General features: G+C 58.6%; 15 protein-coding genes. 10 read left to right on the forward strand and 5 right to left on the reverse strand.

Annotated features, from left to right (window positions below; translation table 11 throughout):
* Nucleotides 1–150: 150 nt before the first annotated feature.
* Both OS242_RS20260 and OS242_RS20265 read left to right on the forward strand, forming a co-directional pair.
* Nucleotides 151–621 carry a hypothetical protein gene (locus OS242_RS20260; protein WP_267153496.1) on the forward strand — a complete coding sequence of 157 codons (471 nt, stop codon included), beginning with the start codon at nt 151–153 and terminating at the stop codon, nt 619–621.
* A 29-nt stretch (nt 622–650) separates the two neighbouring features.
* Nucleotides 651–1,154 (forward strand): M23 family metallopeptidase, encoded by a 504-nt coding sequence (locus OS242_RS20265; RefSeq protein ID WP_267153497.1) that lies wholly within the window; start codon nt 651–653, stop codon nt 1,152–1,154.
* A gap of 94 nt (nt 1,155–1,248) precedes the next feature.
* Here the strand turns inward: OS242_RS20265 and OS242_RS20270 are convergent, their stop codons facing one another.
* Nucleotides 1,249–3,462 (reverse strand): ATP-binding protein, encoded by a 2,214-nt coding sequence (locus OS242_RS20270; protein ID WP_267153498.1) that lies wholly within the window; start codon nt 3,460–3,462, stop codon nt 1,249–1,251.
* 270 nt (nt 3,463–3,732) lie between these two features.
* Between OS242_RS20270 and OS242_RS20275 the strand changes: the two genes are divergently transcribed.
* Entirely contained in the window at nt 3,733–5,994 is a 2,262-nt protein-coding gene (locus OS242_RS20275; protein WP_267153499.1) for a DEAD/DEAH box helicase, read from the forward strand.
* A gap of 264 nt (nt 5,995–6,258) precedes the next feature.
* Here the strand turns inward: OS242_RS20275 and OS242_RS20280 are convergent, their stop codons facing one another.
* Nucleotides 6,259–6,540, reverse strand: a complete 282-nt coding sequence (locus OS242_RS20280; protein WP_267153500.1) for a hypothetical protein — start codon at nt 6,538–6,540, stop codon at nt 6,259–6,261.
* Between the two features lie 165 nt (nt 6,541–6,705).
* Between OS242_RS20280 and OS242_RS20285 the strand changes: the two genes are divergently transcribed.
* Nucleotides 6,706–6,924, forward strand: coding sequence for a hypothetical protein (locus tag OS242_RS20285; protein WP_267153501.1), 219 nt, complete (start codon nt 6,706–6,708; stop codon nt 6,922–6,924).
* Between the two features lie 66 nt (nt 6,925–6,990).
* On the opposite strand, the gene OS242_RS20290 is transcribed toward OS242_RS20285, so the two are convergent.
* Nucleotides 6,991–7,266: a hypothetical protein gene (locus tag OS242_RS20290; protein WP_267153502.1), complete on the reverse strand. Its 276-nt coding sequence runs from the start codon at nt 7,264–7,266 to the stop codon at nt 6,991–6,993.
* A gap of 56 nt (nt 7,267–7,322) precedes the next feature.
* Here OS242_RS20290 and OS242_RS20295 point away from each other — a divergent pair, with 56 nt between their 5' ends.
* From OS242_RS20295 to OS242_RS20305, 3 genes are read left to right on the forward strand one after another with little or no spacing between them, the layout of a single operon-like run.
* A complete protein-coding gene (locus tag OS242_RS20295) occupies nt 7,323–7,733 on the forward strand; it encodes a DUF309 domain-containing protein (protein ID WP_267153503.1) in 411 nt (136 codons plus the stop codon).
* A 40-nt stretch (nt 7,734–7,773) separates the two neighbouring features.
* The gene (locus OS242_RS20300; protein ID WP_267153504.1) at nt 7,774–9,054 is read left to right on the forward strand and encodes a ribonuclease H-like domain-containing protein; all 1,281 of its coding nucleotides are present in this window, start codon (nt 7,774–7,776) and stop codon (nt 9,052–9,054) included.
* Between the two features lie 16 nt (nt 9,055–9,070).
* A complete protein-coding gene (locus OS242_RS20305) occupies nt 9,071–10,204 on the forward strand; it encodes a GGDEF domain-containing protein (protein ID WP_267153505.1) in 1,134 nt (377 codons plus the stop codon).
* Nucleotides 10,205–10,264: 60 nt separating this feature from the next.
* Here the strand turns inward: OS242_RS20305 and OS242_RS20310 are convergent, their stop codons facing one another.
* Nucleotides 10,265–10,852 carry a TetR/AcrR family transcriptional regulator gene (locus tag OS242_RS20310; protein WP_267153506.1) on the reverse strand — a complete coding sequence of 196 codons (588 nt, stop codon included), beginning with the start codon at nt 10,850–10,852 and terminating at the stop codon, nt 10,265–10,267.
* A 170-nt stretch (nt 10,853–11,022) separates the two neighbouring features.
* Between OS242_RS20310 and OS242_RS20315 the strand changes: the two genes are divergently transcribed.
* From OS242_RS20315 to OS242_RS20325, 3 genes are all read left to right on the forward strand, one after another.
* Nucleotides 11,023–12,324 carry a phytoene desaturase family protein gene (locus OS242_RS20315; protein ID WP_267153507.1) on the forward strand — a complete coding sequence of 434 codons (1,302 nt, stop codon included), beginning with the start codon at nt 11,023–11,025 and terminating at the stop codon, nt 12,322–12,324.
* Between the two features lie 142 nt (nt 12,325–12,466).
* On the forward strand, nt 12,467–13,738 hold the full coding sequence (locus tag OS242_RS20320) for an adenosylhomocysteinase (RefSeq protein ID WP_267153508.1): 1,272 nt from the start codon (nt 12,467–12,469) through the stop codon (nt 13,736–13,738).
* Nucleotides 13,739–13,819: 81 nt separating this feature from the next.
* The gene (locus tag OS242_RS20325; RefSeq protein ID WP_267153509.1) at nt 13,820–14,566 is read left to right on the forward strand and encodes a gamma-glutamyl-gamma-aminobutyrate hydrolase family protein; all 747 of its coding nucleotides are present in this window, start codon (nt 13,820–13,822) and stop codon (nt 14,564–14,566) included.
* An 86-nt stretch (nt 14,567–14,652) separates the two neighbouring features.
* On the opposite strand, the gene OS242_RS20330 is transcribed toward OS242_RS20325, so the two are convergent.
* Nucleotides 14,653–15,156 carry a GNAT family N-acetyltransferase gene (locus OS242_RS20330; protein ID WP_267153510.1) on the reverse strand — a complete coding sequence of 168 codons (504 nt, stop codon included), beginning with the start codon at nt 15,154–15,156 and terminating at the stop codon, nt 14,653–14,655.
* Nucleotides 15,157–15,379 lie beyond the last annotated feature (223 nt).

A 15,379-nucleotide genomic window follows, 5' to 3' on the forward strand; every position in this document is an offset into this window, starting at 1 on the left:
TTCGGTTATTACACCCAGTGGGCAGTGGTCTTTCTGATCATCTTCGTGCTCTTCTTCCTGCTGGTCCCGGTTTGCTATCCGGTTACGACCACCCAAATTCAATGCAACTAAGGGGGGAAATCTAGAAGGAGATCGAGGAGTGTTCAGTCAGTGGCGAAACGTGTAAAACACAACAAGAAGAAAACGAAACAGGCGGTACGCGTCAAAGGGCAACTGGTCTTCGCACCGGGTGCGGGCGGCAGTTCCTTTGGTGTGGGCGCGACCCAAGGCCCTGGGATCGCAGGCGGATTTGGTCAGACCGGACCGTTTGGCACCTCGGCAGCGTTGGGCTTTTCCGCGACGGGTCCCGGCGGTTCCGGGATCGGCATCGGCGGTGCGCAGACTCCGGGCGTCGCACCGGGCGCACCGGGCGGCGGCGCATTTGGCGTCGGGGCATCGCAAGGGCTCGGCTTTGGCGTGGGCGGCGGTGTGTCCACTCCGTTTGGGACGCAAGGCTTTGGCATCGCAGCATCGGGCCCCGGAGGTGCGGCGTTTGGCGCAGGCGGGGCATTCCGCGGCGGCGGCTTTGGTCCGAATCCGTATGGGCGTCTCGTTCGGCGCACGATGTGGGTCTGGATGTAAGGAAAAGCAGGTTCGGGAACAGCGCGTCGGTGCTGTTCCTGATCTTGTTTTGGCTCGTGTTTGCGGCGGCCGTTCCCGAGCATCACGGACCGCCGGGGATGAAAGCGCCGTGGCCGGCCGGGATCTCGTATCTGTGCATCAAAGGTCGGTACGGCGACACGCACCGCGATGAGCACACGTACCACGCGTTCGATTTTGAAATGCCGGTCGGCTCGCCGGTGGTGGCTGCGGCAGACGGGGTTGTGAGTCTGACCGGGTATACCGGGGCGGACGGGTACGGCGATCAGGTGCGCATCCGGCATCGGAACGGGAGTTATACGTTATATGCGCATCTGTCCATCCATTGTGTGCGTGTCGGTCAGCGGGTCAGGCAAGGGCAGGTGATCGGCTATTCCGGGGTGACAGGCTATACGTTTTCCCCGCATTTGCATTTTTGCGTGATTACGCGAGACAACATCAGCCTGCCGTCTGTGTTTGCTGACATCGGAGTGCCGGTGGAGGACAGGTGGTATCGGTCAAAAAATGGAGGCTAGTCTTCGATGAGGAGGCTGGCTTTTTTTTCGGGGCGGACGTGAAAAACGCCAGTCAGGGACGACTGGCGTTTTTGCGCGGAATACGGTATGGGTCCTATGATTCCTCTTCCCCGCCCTCACACGGCTCCGGCAGCCGCACCGTAAACGTCGTGCCTTCGCCCGCCGTACTCTCGCAAGTAAGAGAGCCGCCGTGGGATTCGACGATCTTTTTGCAGACGGGGAGGCCGAGGCCGGTGCCCATCGCTTTGGTGGTGAAGAAGGGGTCGAAGATCTTCGCCAGCTGCTCCTGCGTGATGCCGCAGCCGTTGTCGGCGACGTCGATCCGGTATTCGTGCGCTTCGGCTCGCAGCGAGATTCGGACGCGGCCGTCGCTGCTGTTGTCGATGGCGTCGAACGCGTTGCGTACGAGGTTGATCAGCACCTGTTTCAGCTCGCGGCTGAGGCCGTGCACTTCGCAGCCGGGCGTGTTGATCAGTTCGAGGTGGATGCCGCGGTAGTTGGCCTCGCCTTCGAGCAGCATGAACGTCTCGCTGACGAGATCGGACAGGGAGATCCGCTCCCATTTCATCTGCGGGGCGCGGGCCATGCTCAGGTATTCGCTGAGGATCGAGTTCATCCGGTCGATCTCGGTCTGCATGACTTCGAGGTACATCTGCTGGGTCTCGCCGGTGATCTGTCCGGCCAAGAGCTGCAGGAAGCCGCGCACGGAGGTCATCGGGTTGCGCACTTCATGGGCGATGGTCGCCGCCATCTGGACGTAGTGCGAATGCGCATCGACGCGCTGGGAGAGCTCTTCCCACTCGCGGTAGACGGTGTTGTCTTTGATCAAGAGCATGCAGCCGTCCGCTTCGCCGGTGTACGGGTTGAGCATCGGGAACAGGTCAAATTCAAAGTCATACTCCCGCTCGTCGAGCAGGCATTTCGCCGCTGGCAGGTGCGAGCGGATGCCGGTCGCCATCGCGCGCTCGATGTGTTGCCAGAGGCTCGGGCCGTCGCCGATCAGTTCGTACCCCCACGTTTGGTCGAGCGTCTTTTCGATCAGATCGTGTTCCGATTTGCCAAACAGGCGGCAGACGGCGGGGTTGACGTATTTGATCTGCCGGTCGCGGTTGACGAGGATCATGCACAGGGGGATGGAGTTGAAGATGTAGTGCGTTTTTTGTGTCAATCGATCCAGTTCCAGTTCGTCGGACAGGTCGTGAATCATGCAGAGGTAGCCGAGTGATTCTCCGTCTTCGCCGCTTAACGGGCGAATGGTGATCGAGATCGGGATCTCCTGACCTTTTTTATTGATCAGCGTGCCGAGGACGTTTTCCATCGAGCGGTTGAAAGCAAAGAGGTCGCTGATGGTGCCGCCGTCCATCAACCGGTAGTGAGCGTGCCACTCTTGATGGGTCCAACCTTGCATCTCTTCGGGATCAAACCCGCTGAGTTTTTGGAAATACGGGTTCATGTAGCGAACCATTCGATTCGCATCGAGCGTGATGATGCCAAACGGCAGTTGGTTGAGCACTTCGCGTTTACGACGGCGCGTGTACTGGACCATGTTGATCGTCTTGGCGAACGCATCCGGCAGTTCTTTGAGCAAGGTGAACTCGTTTGGATCGGTCGTCAGGTCTTGTTCGCCGGCGTCGTATTTGTGCAGCCAACTCATCAGGCGGTTCAACTCGCCGTCCAGCCGTTGGTTGCGACGCCATTCGTTCATGGCGAGCACGGTGATCACGAGCAGAGACAGCAGGCAGACGATCCCGCCGGTCAGCCAGATGGATCGGATCTGCTGGGAAAGCGAATGGATCGATTGGGTGATCGAGATCAGCACCTGCCGCTCCCCGATCTGCAACGGCAGCGAGTATACGTAGACAGGCGTGCTGCGAATGTCGGGCGACGACTTGTAGTAAAGGGGCATGCCCGTCTCGTAGGCGGTCTGTGCTCCCTGCGTCATCGGGGTCGGGCGGGTCAGGTCGAGCGGTGCGTCATCGCGCGGTGAAATGGCGACCACGATCCCTGTTTCGGGGAAATAGACCGACCCGCCGAGGCTGTCCCACCCGTCCAAGTATGCGAGCGTGACTTCGTCGAGGATCGGTTGCACGAGCTGTTCGGCTGCGTCGCGGTCACCGGAAGACAGGGCGTTGAGCAGGGACGGGCTGTTTTTGATCCGCTCAGTTAATTGCGTGTTGAGGGTGCGCAGTTTGTGTTCGTTTTCCTCTTGCAAGGAACTGACGGCGATCTGAACCAGCGTGTAGGTCGTCAATAAGATGAGGAGCGCTGGCACTATATATTTCATTGCGTACCGGAATTTCTGGTTCATGGAGAGATCCATCCTCTGTCTCTGTAGTTTATCGATGAATCATACCGTTCTTTGCCATTGCATGAATGTACATGTTGTATGATATCTGTAATTATCTATTACGACAATCTCTTTTTTATGAGTCATTGCTACTTGCAACCTGACAGGATTTGTTTAATAGGAAAGAGATCCCGGAAATTACCTGCGTGACAGACAAGGATTCTGATCTTCCGGTCACGAATAAAAAGAGTTTGGAGAGAACGTTCGTTCCCATGAGAAGAGGGGGAGAGTATGAATCTCGATCTGTTGCTCGATGAATGGAAGCGCACTGATTCATTTTTGCAAAATGTCACACATTGGCGCGTCTACCCAGGGCAGGAAGCGGTGTACGCCGATTTCCCTGCCACGCTGGATGAGCGTCTGCAAGATAGCTTGAGAAAAAAGGGCATCCGTCAACTGTATTCGCACCAAGCAGAGTCGTTTGACACGGTCCGCTCCGGCAGACACAGCGTGGTCGTGACGCCGACGGCGTCCGGCAAGACGCTGTGCTACAACCTGCCTGTGCTCGACACGATGCTGAACGACAGCACGGCGCGGGCTTTGTACCTGTTCCCGACCAAGGCGCTGGCACAGGATCAGATGAAGGAACTGCACCGGATGGTGGAGCATCTGGAGTCTGACATCAAGACGTTTACGTACGACGGCGACACGCCGGTCACCGCCAGACAAGCGATCCGGCAGGCCGGGCACATCGTGGTGACCAACCCGGATATGTTGCACTCCGGCATCCTGCCCCACCATACGAAGTGGGTCAAGCTGTTTGAAAATCTCAAATATGTCGTCATCGACGAAATTCATATGTATCGCGGCGTGTTTGGCTCGCATGTGGCCAATGTGATCCGCCGTCTCAAGCGCGTGTGCAAATTTTACGGCTCCAATCCGCAGTTTATCTGCTGTTCGGCGACGATTGCCAATCCGCGCGAACTGGCGGTGGAGCTGTTTGGCGAGGATTTTGAGCTGATCGACAAATCGGGCGCGCCGCGCGGGGAGAAGCATTTTCTTTTTTACAACCCGCCGGTGGTGAACAAGCAGCTCGGCATCCGCCGCTCCTCGCTGCTCGAAGCGCGGCGGATCGCGACTCAGTTGGTGACCAACGACATTCAGACCATCGTATTTACGAAGGCGAGAACGCAGGTCGAGGTGATGCTGACTTATTTGAAGGAGTCGACAGCGGGGATCATCCCGCATAAAGCGGTGCGCGGGTATCGAGGCGGTTATCTGCCGAATGAGCGGCGCGAGATCGAGCGGGGGCTGCGCGACGGTTCGGTCAAAGGCGTGGTGTCGACCAATGCGCTGGAGCTCGGCATCGACATCGGCTCGCTGGAGGCGTGCGTGATCACCGGGTATCCAGGCTCGATCGCGTCTGTCTGGCAGCAGGCGGGACGGGCCGGACGGCGGCACGGGAAGAGCGTGACGGTGCTGGTGGCGTCGTCCGCGCCACTGGATCAGTATATTATCCAACACCCGGAATATTTCTTTGAAGGGTCGCCGGAGCATGCGTGGGTGCATCCGGAAAATCTGATCATCCTCGTCGATCATCTGAAATGCGCCGCCTATGAGCTCCCGTTTGAAGCGAGTGAGCAGTTTGGCGTGGCGACGACGGAGGAGATTCTCGACTATCTGGTCGAGGAGCGGGTGCTGAACCGGGCGAGCGATGAGCGGTATTATTGGATGCAAGACTCGCTGCCGAGCCACAACATTTCGTTGCGGTCGGCGGCGCAGGAGAACGTGCTGATCATCGACATGACGGAGCAAAACCGCGTCATCGGGGAGACGGACCGCTTCTCGGCGCTGACGACGTTGCATGAAAAGGCGATCTACATCCACGAAGGCGTGCAGTTTCAGGTGGAAAAGCTCGACCTGGAGTACGGCAAGGCGTTTGTACGCAAGGTGGACAGCGACTACTACACCGATGCGGAGCTGGCGGTGCAACTGACGGTGCTGGATGAGTTTCGCGAGGAAGAGGCGGAGTGTGTCCGGCATGGGTTTGGCGAGGTGGCGGTCAACGCGCTGCCGACGATCTACAAGAAGATCAAGTTTGACACGCATGAAAATCTCGGCTGGGGCAAGATCCATCTGCCGGAAGCGGAACTGCACACGATGTCGTACTGGCTCGCCTTTGAGGAAGGGCTGACGAAGGAACTGAGCAAGGAGCAGGTCGAGAGCGGACTCGTCGGGGTGGCCCATCTGCTCAAAGGGGTGGCCCCGCTGTTTCTGATGTGTGCGCCGGGTGACCTGCATGTGCAGCCGCAGGTGCGGGCCGCGCATACGAAAGCGCCGACGGTGTTTCTCTATGACGCCTATCCGGGCGGGATCGGACTTGCCGATAAGTTTTGGCAGATCCGGCGCACGGCCTACCGGACGGCGCTCGACATGCTGGACGGGTGCGAGTGCGAGCACGGGTGTCCGTCGTGCGTGGGACCTATCGAGATCGTCGGGGAGCACGGAAAGGCGACGACGCGCCGATTTTTGGCTTCCGTGGCTCATGAGTAAAACAGGCGTTTGACACCGGACATGCGCCGTCCCTTTCTCGTCCTCTTTTCCATAAGATACAGCATGTGAAGACGAAAGGAGGACGACACGCATGTACGGTGTATTCGGTGGTTACACGCAATGGGCGGTGGTGTTCCTGATCATCTTCGTCCTGTTCATCCTGCTGGTTCCGGCATACGGCGGCGGCACCTACTAATCGTAGAGGCGCAAGGCAAAGAAAGAGGTCGGCACGATATGTGCCGGCCTCTTTCTTTTTGGATCGGCTCAGACAAAGTTGGCGTACGCGATCAGGAGCAGACCGGCGACGCCAAAGGAAGCGACGACCGGATCGCGGGGTGCGGGCACCGGGGCGGCGTTGTGTCCGCTTAGGGCGCGGACGCAGGCACAGATCAGGTAGAACAGCCCGGTGATGAAAAAAAACGGTCCGCTTCTGAGCTGCATCATGTCCCCGCCGAACAGCGCACGAAAGGCGATCACGGCCAGCGCGCACCAGAACAGCGAATAGAGCACGATGTACACGAGGTGACGCATCTTTCGGAACGACACGGCCCAATCCCTCCCCGGTGGCAGCTTTCTCTCTTTTCTATGTATATGGAGGAAGTGTCTAAATGGTCAAAAAATTTTTCTCTTTTTCTAGCAGAATGGTGTTCTAATTCTGCTAGAACGGGACATACTGTAGAACATACACCACAACTGACGGAGGGATGGAAGATGACGCACGAAGTTGTATTGAAATCGTTCTACGCACGACTCAAAGGGGTGGCGGCCGACTCGATGATTCGCATTGTGGAGCTGGCTCGCGAGCACGGGGTAAGCTACCGGTATCTGAGCGATCTGCTGCGAAACGAAGGGCTGCAAACCTATTGGATCGGCGGCAAAGCGTTCGTCTGCCGTCAGGAAGCGGTGTCGGCGCTGCATCGGGCGTCATGATTGGAAAAGAAAATGCGACAGAGAGGCGGCTCGCAACAGGGGAGCACAGCCTCTTTTTTTATGATACTATTTTCTGGAGTGTGCTTCGGCGAGAACGGTCATGTAAGGCAGGATCAGGATCTTGGCATCGCCGGTGACGAGGCGAAGTTTGGAGATCGGCCGCTTCGGGTGACGGCGGCGGACGTACGCGACGATCTCGTGGTCGTCTGTCGGGGCCGGCAACACGCCGATCCCGCCCGGCTCATCAGCAAATTCGACCTGCGAGCCGCGCGAGAGATAGAGGGTGAGCAGGTAGCCGTCTTCTGTCTCCTGCAAAAATTCATGGACGATACGGATGGGCATGGGAGCGTGGCACCTCCTCGTTTTGCCAGTAGTATCGGCTGGGGGAGGGTCCTTTTATGAGGAACGGGATGAACGGGCAGACGAGGGAGTTTGTCCGGCTGTTTAATGAAGAGCGGGATTTCTATGAATGCCACGAGTTGTTTGAGCTGGCGTGGAAGGCGGAGTCGGAGGAGCCGCTCAAGTCGTATTACAAAGCGATGGTGCAGGTGGCGACGGCGCAGTTTAAGATCGAACAGGGGCTGCTCAACGGCGTGCGCAAACTGTACGGGTATTGCTATGAGATCCTCGCGAATCTGCCGGCCGATTATCAAGGGCTGGACATGGAGCGGGTGCGCCGGGAGTTTACGGCGCAGGTGGAGTCGCTGCCGGATGCGGCGACGATTGAAAAGGGGACGTATCGGCAGTACGGGCTTGATTTTTTGACGCTCGAAACCGCTGGGAGAAACTGCGAAGAGGAAACGAGGTAGCCTTGTCGAAATCGCTTCCTCGGATGAGAGGAGGGAGCGCATGCGCAGCTTGCGTGACCGTCTAAAAGGATACAAAAAGGAGATCATCCGTGAAGACGAGGTGGCCGCCACGCTCGATGAGCTGATCGACGAGGTGGAGACGCGGTCGGAACTGCCGGAGACGGCGCTCGAAGCGGCGTTGCCCGGCTGGGAGGAAGAGACGCCCTACGGCCGCTGCTATCTGCGCGAGGTGCGGTTTGACGCGCTGACGTCGCACGGGCACTATCCGTTGGCGCGGACGCGTCATCTGGAGCCGGAACTGTTGCACAAAGTGTGCAAGGCCAAGGAGACGGCGACGCTCGACTGGGCGGAGATCTGCTTTTTTGATACGGAGACGACCGGACTTGGGACTGGAGCCGGGAGTTTTATTTTTTTGTTTGGGATCGGATATTTTGAAGAGGACGAGTTTGTCGTCCGGCAATATTTCCTGCGCCAGTACGGGGAAGAGCGGGCGATGCTGTGGGCGATCTCGCAATTGCTCGAACGGTTCCGGGCGGCGGTGTCGTTTAACGGAAAGGGATTTGACTGGAAGTTGCTCGAGACCCGCTTTACGATGCAGCGGCTGGAGTTGCAACCGACGCAGCATCTCGATCTGCTGCCGCCTGCGCGACGTTTGTATAAAAAGGTGCTCGGCAACACCAAACTGATCACACTGGAGACAGAGGTGCTCGGTTTTTCCCGCGTCGATGACACGCCGGGGAAGATGGCGCCGGAGCTGTATTTTGCTTATCAGACGGACGGTGATGCAAGAAGGCTCGCAGGTATTTTTACGCACAACGTTCACGACATCCTGACCTTGACGACGCTGTCGGCGCACATCGGCGGGCTGGTCGCACAGCCGCTCGTGCGGGCGGAACATCCGGAGGAGCTGTTTGGCCTGTCGCGGTGGTATGACGAGTGGACGCAGCGGGAGTTTGCCGAGGCGTGCCTCGTGCGGGTCTCGGAGATCGATGAGGCGGGCGACTATGCGCGAGAGGCGCTGTGGAAGCTGTCGTTACTGCACAAGCGGCTCGGACAGTATGAAAAAGCGGCGTTGCTTTGGGAGGAACTGCTGACGGAGCCGGGGATGTGGCAGACTGCGCCGCGCATCGAGTTGGCGAAGTACTATGAGCATCGGGTGCGCGACATCGGAAGCGCCTTGACTTTGACGGAGCAGACGATCACCTTGGTACAGGAGCGACGGATGGTGTTGCGCTCGCTGGCGGTGGAGCATGAACTGCGCGAGTTGGAGCACCGCCGCAATCGGTTGGTGCGCAAGTCGGAGCAAGCGGCGAGAGGGTAGGAAGGGGGCGGAAGACATGTTGACCGGTACATTTGCAGGGACCTTGATCTCAAATGCGTCAGTGATGATCGCGTTTGTGTACTTTCAATATTATCTCTACGTCCGCTATCTGACCGATCGCCCGCCTGCTTACCAGCACCTCTATATGATCGTCGGACAAGCGCTGGTCGGATTGATCGCGATGATGTTCTCCTATCCGATGGAGAACGGCGCGATCTTGGACACGCGGATGGCGCCGCTGTTCCTGCTGGTCGCGTTCAACGGCAACCTGCCGATTTATGTGCCGTTGGCGACGGCGGGGTTGATCGCGCTGGAGCGGTTTTTGTTCGGGGTCAATGCGGCGGCTGTGTCCGGCTCGATCAATGTGATCGTCACGACGGTGACCCTGGTGCTGATCGAACGGTTGATCCTGCGCCGGTTCCCGCGGACGGTGTCTGTTGGGGTGTTGATCGTGCTGGGCTCTGCCATGACGGTGTTGGTGCTGGCGTTTATCGGCGTGATCCCGACGCGGAAATTTTTGACCGAATACGGACTGGCCTTGTTTACGGTCAATGTGACGGCTGCGGTCGGCCTTGGATTTCTCTATCGGGCGCTGGCGAAGGAGTCGCAGATGCGAGACAACTGGCGTACGGTGGCGGAGCGGGATTTTTTGACCGACCTGAGCAATCGGCGGGCGTTGGATCACTTTTTGCAGGCCCGCACGGCGGAGGCGATACGGGCGGGCGGCGAGCTGTCGGTGGCGATGATCGACATCGATTTTTTCAAGCGGGTCAACGACACTTACGGACATGAGATCGGCGATGCGGTGCTGCGCGAGGTGGCGGCCCGGATCAGGCGGCAGGTGCGGTCGAGCGATATGGTCGGGCGGTATGGCGGCGAGGAGTTTTTGGTGATCTTCCCGCACCTGGGCAAGCAGACGGCGGTGGAGATCACCGAGCGCATTCGCCGAGCGGTCGATGGGGCGGAGATCTGCGTGGAGCCTTGCGACGACACGGGTCTGCACGGCACGGAGGTGCGCCTGACGGTGACCGTCTCGGCCGGGGTGGCGACACAGAGCGAATTGACGCCTGCGCAAACGCTGGTCGGCGTGGCGGACGAGCGTCTGTACGCGGCCAAGCGGGGCGGGCGCAACCGGGTCGTCGCGCATTAAAAAAGGAACTGTTTCTCTGCACGCGCGGGCGTGTACAGAGAAACAGTTCCTTTTTTGTGGCTACCGGTTGTGGTTGAGGCCGTTGAAGAGGTAGTGGATTTTGGTCTGCAAGATCTCTTCGACCGGCCAGTTCCCTTCGGCGAGCACCCAATCGTAGACGGCGTGCAAGTAAATGTTTTCCAGCATGGAGCCGGCGATGATCGGGTCGATCGATGCGTGCAACTGGCCGTGGTCTTGGCCGGCTTCCAGTATGTCGGCGAACAGGCTGCGGAGCGTATGATCGTGGACGATGGCGTGCTGGCTAAGAAGCGTGTATTTGACCCATACTTTGGCAAGGTCGAAGTACTCGCGGTTTTTCTCCAGCGACATCCGGAAGATGATCATGATCTTTTGCTCGCAGGACAGGTCCTCGAGGTCCCACTCGTCGCGCCGCTCCCCGATGTCTTCGATCCGGTCGTGACCCCAGTGGGCGAGGATCGCCTCTTTGGACGGAAAATGCAGAAAGACGGTGCCGCGGGCGACGTCGGCCATCTCGGCGATCATGTCGATGGTGGTCGTGTCAAAGCCCCGCTCTTGAAACAATTTCATCGCGGTGTGAAAGATCTTGCTCCGCGTTTCGCGTTTTTTGCGTTCACGGCGTGTGGTCATCACGGTACCTCCTCTGGTTCTGGCTCCCCTCGACTATTTTACCGCAAAAAGGACTGGACACAAAGTAGGTAGACCTGCAATAATAATGTACTGAGTACAAGAGATGGACTGAGTTCATTAATAATCGCGGTATCGCGGTATATAAATTTTTGTGAGTGGAGGACGATGGGATGTTCACAAAGCGGACGGTTGTAGTAGGCGGGGGCTTGGCCGGTTTGAGTGTGGCGGCGAGATTGGCAAAGAGCGGGGTGCACGTCACCCTGCTGGAAAAAGCGCCGAAGCTCGGCGGGCGGGCGGTGACGATTCCGCTGAAAGGGTTTGATTTCAACTTTGGAGCGCACGCGATCTATGCGCGGGATTCGTCCTATATTCGCAAATTGGAACGCGAGCTCGGCCTCGATATCGGCTGGGCGGATTTCGATCCGAAAAAAGCTCGCTACGATCTGGGCGACGAAATGACGGAGATGCCGGCGACGCTGGAAGGCCTGTACAAGACCAAAGTTTTGCCGAAGGGCTCGCTCAAGGCGCGCTTTGCGCTCGACATCGTCAAGACGGTATGCTGGCTGGAGCGCGGTGAGGAAGGTGTGACCATCGGCGAGTGGCTGAAAAGATCGGGCCGTCATGAAGACGTGATCGAGCTGATGTTGACGCTCGCTTCGTCAAACTTCTTCACCCAAGAGCCGGAGCGCATCCCGTCGACGGTGTATTTCAAATATTATCAGCGTCTGTTCACCACCAACAAAGCGGTGTCCTACATCGCGGGCGGCTGGGAGAGCCTCGTGAAAGAGCTGGAGCGCGTGGTCAAGGAGTCCGGCTCGGAGATCGTCACCAAGGCGAAGATCGAAGGCGTGGAGTTTGAAGAGGGCCGCGTGAGAGCGGTGCGCACTGGTGAAGGGGTGTATGAGGCGGATGAGTTTGTGTTCGCCGTGCCGCCGAAGGAGCTCGGCAAGATCTTTGCCGAGACGGGGCTGCAGGAGTCGATTGCGCCGTATCTGCTCTATCGCCCGAACACGGTGCTCGTGTACGATATCGGGTTGACGCAGCGAATCGACACGCCGTATACGTACATCTATGACAAAGAAGCCCGCGTGTTCATGACCGACATCTCGGCGTACACCAACTGCACGCCGCCGGGTGGGCAGATGATCCAGGCGATCGCCTATCTGAAAAGCGAAGAGGTCGGCGACCGCGAGCACGCGCAGATGCGCAAAGAGTCGATTCAAAAGCTGTTTGACAAGCATCTGCCGGGCTGGAGAGACCAATTGGCCGCCCAGCGGTACACCGAGCGGGCTGCGGCGCAGGAGATCAAGGTCGAGGACGATCAGAAGTTGATGCCGGTGCAGTTCCACGCCTGCAAGAACGCCTACTTTGCAGGCGACTGGGTGCAAGGTGTCGGGCAGCTGTCTGAGCTGTCGTTCTCCTCCGGCTATGAGGTCGGCACGCGTATTTTGCATCGCGCCGGACTGCGTTAACAAATAAATAGACATTTTGCAGACCAACCTTGCAGATTCAGCGGGTTGGTCTGCCTTTTTGTGACAATCTATTGTATAATGGACACGTGCTTGAGACTTGTCCGTCTTTTATTGTGTAAATAATTCTTGTAGAGGTGATTCCATGTCCACTGCAATTCAAGATTCGATCATTGCCGACATCAAATTGGCTCCGGAAGGCCAACTGAAAATCGACTGGGTGGCGCAACACATGCCGCTGCTCAACGAGATCAAGGCTGATTTCGAGCGCACCCAACCGTTCAAAGGCAAGCGCGTCATCATCTGCCTGCACTTGGAAGCGAAAACCGCGTACCTCGCGCTGGCTGTGCAAGCAGGCGGTGCGGAAGTCGCGGTCTGCGCGTCGAACGTGCTGTCCACGCAGGACGACGTCGTGGCAGCGCTGGTCAAAAACGGCGTGACGGCTTACGCGATCCACGGCTGCTCCGAAGCGGAGTACCATCAACATATCAACAAAGCGCTGGACTTCGATCCGGACCTGATCATCGACGACGGCGGCGACCTCGTCTCCACGTTGCACAGCGATCCGAAGCGCGCTGACCAACTGAAAAAGATCATCGGCGGCTGCGAAGAGACCACCACGGGCATCCTGCGCCTGAAGTCGCTCGACGCGGAAGGCAAGCTGTCGTTCCCGATGATCGCGGTCAACGACGCGTTTTGCAAATACCTGTTCGACAACCGCTACGGCACCGGCCAATCGGTGTGGGACGGCATCATGCGCACCACCAACCTCGTCGTGTCCGGCAAGACGGCTGTCGTCGTCGGCTACGGCTGGTGCGGCAAGGGTGTCGCGATGCGCGCGAAGGGCCTCGGCGCTCGCGTCATCGTCACCGAGATCGACCCGATCAAGGCGGTCGAAGCGATCATGGACGGCCATGAAGTGATGCCGATCGCCGAAGCGGCGAAACACGGCGACTTCTTCGTCACCGTCACCGGCAACAAGGACGTCATCGGCAAGGAAGCGCTGGCAAACATCAAGGACGGCGCGATCCTCTCCAACGCCGGTCACTTCGACGTGGAGATCTCCAAACCGGCTCTGCACGAGCTGTCGAACGGCAATGTGCGCACCGTGCGCAAAAACATCGAAGAGTTCACCTACACCGACGGCCGACGTGTCTTCCTGCTCGGCGACGGTCGCCTCGTCAACCTCGCTGCGGGCGACGGCCACCCGGCGGAAGTCATGGACATGACCTTCGCGCTGCAAGCGCTGGGTCTGCGCCACGTGATGGAGCAAGGCGCGTCTTTGGAGAACCACGTGTACTCCGTGCCGGCTGAGATCGACTCGTACGTCGCGAACCTGCGTCTGAAGACCTGGAACGTCGGCATCGACAAGCTCTCCGAAGAGCAAGAGCGCTACCTCAACGCTTGGGCGGAGTAGTTCGCGCAAACGGCTCACCAATGAGGAGGTACTCCTCATAAAATAAAGACAAGAGAAGGCGTGGAAGGAGGCGACTGTCCGATGAGACCGATCATCGGTGTGACGGGGTATCTGCACCCCTATTCGAGAGATGTGGACGGCGTCTTTGCGGGTGAAGGCTACACGAACGGGCTGGCAAAAGCCGGTGCGGCGCCTGTCGTCATTCCTTATCTGGAAGAGGAAGAGGAGATCCGCGCGCTGGCTCACCGTCTCGACGGTCTGCTGCTCAGCGGCGGTCCGGACATGGACCCGATCCTGTTCGGCGAAGAGCCGCACCCGGCCAACGGCAACGTGTCGCCGGAGCGCGATACTCTGGAGTCGATCCTCTTCGATGAGATGCAACGTCAGGGCAAGCCGGTGTTCGGCATCTGCCGGGGCGCGCAGATCATCAACATCCTGCTTGGCGGCACGATCTATCAAGATCTGCCGAGCCAGTATCAGGGCGAACTGGTGCAACACGATCAGAGAGCCCCGCGCTGGTTTGGCGCACACCACGTCACGGTGACGCCCGGCACGATCCTCTCTCGCATCTTTGACGGCGCGGACCGCATCCGCGTCAACACCTACCACCACCAAGCGATCCGCGAAGTCGCGCCGGGCCTCGTCGTCTCCGGCGTCGCCGACGACGGCGTGATCGAAGCGGTGGAGCGTCCGGCCGGCACGGGCCCGTACCTCGTCGCCGTGCAGTGGCACCCGGAAAACATGTGGCGCAAAGACGGGCAGATGCTGCATCTGTTCCAGGATTTTGTCGCCGCTGTGGAAGCGCATTGCAAGCAGACGCAACCGTAAGTGTGCATGGATAAAAAAACCCCCGTTTCTTCGGCTCTGTGCCGGGAAGCGGGGGCTTTTTTATTTTCCGTGCTTATGTGCCGTGCTTATTTGGAGTAGATCTTTTGCAACAGGTGTACGTCGAGCAACTGGTCAAATTTGATCCCGACCTCCTGCATCTTCCCGACGTGGACAAAGCCCAGCCGCTCGTGCAAGGCGAGCGAAACTTCGTTCCCGGCGGTGATCAGGGCGAGGACGGTGTGCAGACCGCCTTTTTGTCCGGCTTTCAAGATGGCGTGCAGCAGGAGTTTGCCGAGCCCTTTGCCCCGCTGCGACTCGTAGACGTAGAAAGAGATCTCGGCGGTACCGTCATACGCGGCCTTGTCCGACCAGCGAGACAGCGACGCCCAGCCGACGACCGCCCCGTCCACCTCCGCCACCAAGACCGGATGACGAGGCGATTGATGTGCCGCCCACCACTGTTGTTGCCGCTCCATCGTGCGCGGTTCGGTATCGAACGTGGCGACGGTGCGGGCGATGGCTTCGTTGTAGATATCGAGGATAAAGGGCAGATCAGTTTCCAGTGCCGGGCGGATGAGTGGCGTGGTCATGAGGGGGAAACGCTCCTTTTTGGTGATGGTGTGTATGTTCAGAGTACCACATCCTGACGGGAAGTCGTTCAAAAAGAAAGAGGCAGTCTGGGTTATGTGTTGCGGCCGATGCTAAATGCCCAAAAGCTGACGCTATTGCCTGTCCAAAGATTGACGGATATAATGACCACCGTACATATCCTAGAAAAGGAAAAGGACGCCTCTGAATGATGTGCCACTGTAT

The sequence above is a fragment of the Tumebacillus lacus genome (assembly GCF_026410385.1).
In the GTDB taxonomy this organism is placed as follows: Bacteria; Bacillota; Bacilli; order Tumebacillales; family Tumebacillaceae; genus Tumebacillus; species Tumebacillus lacus.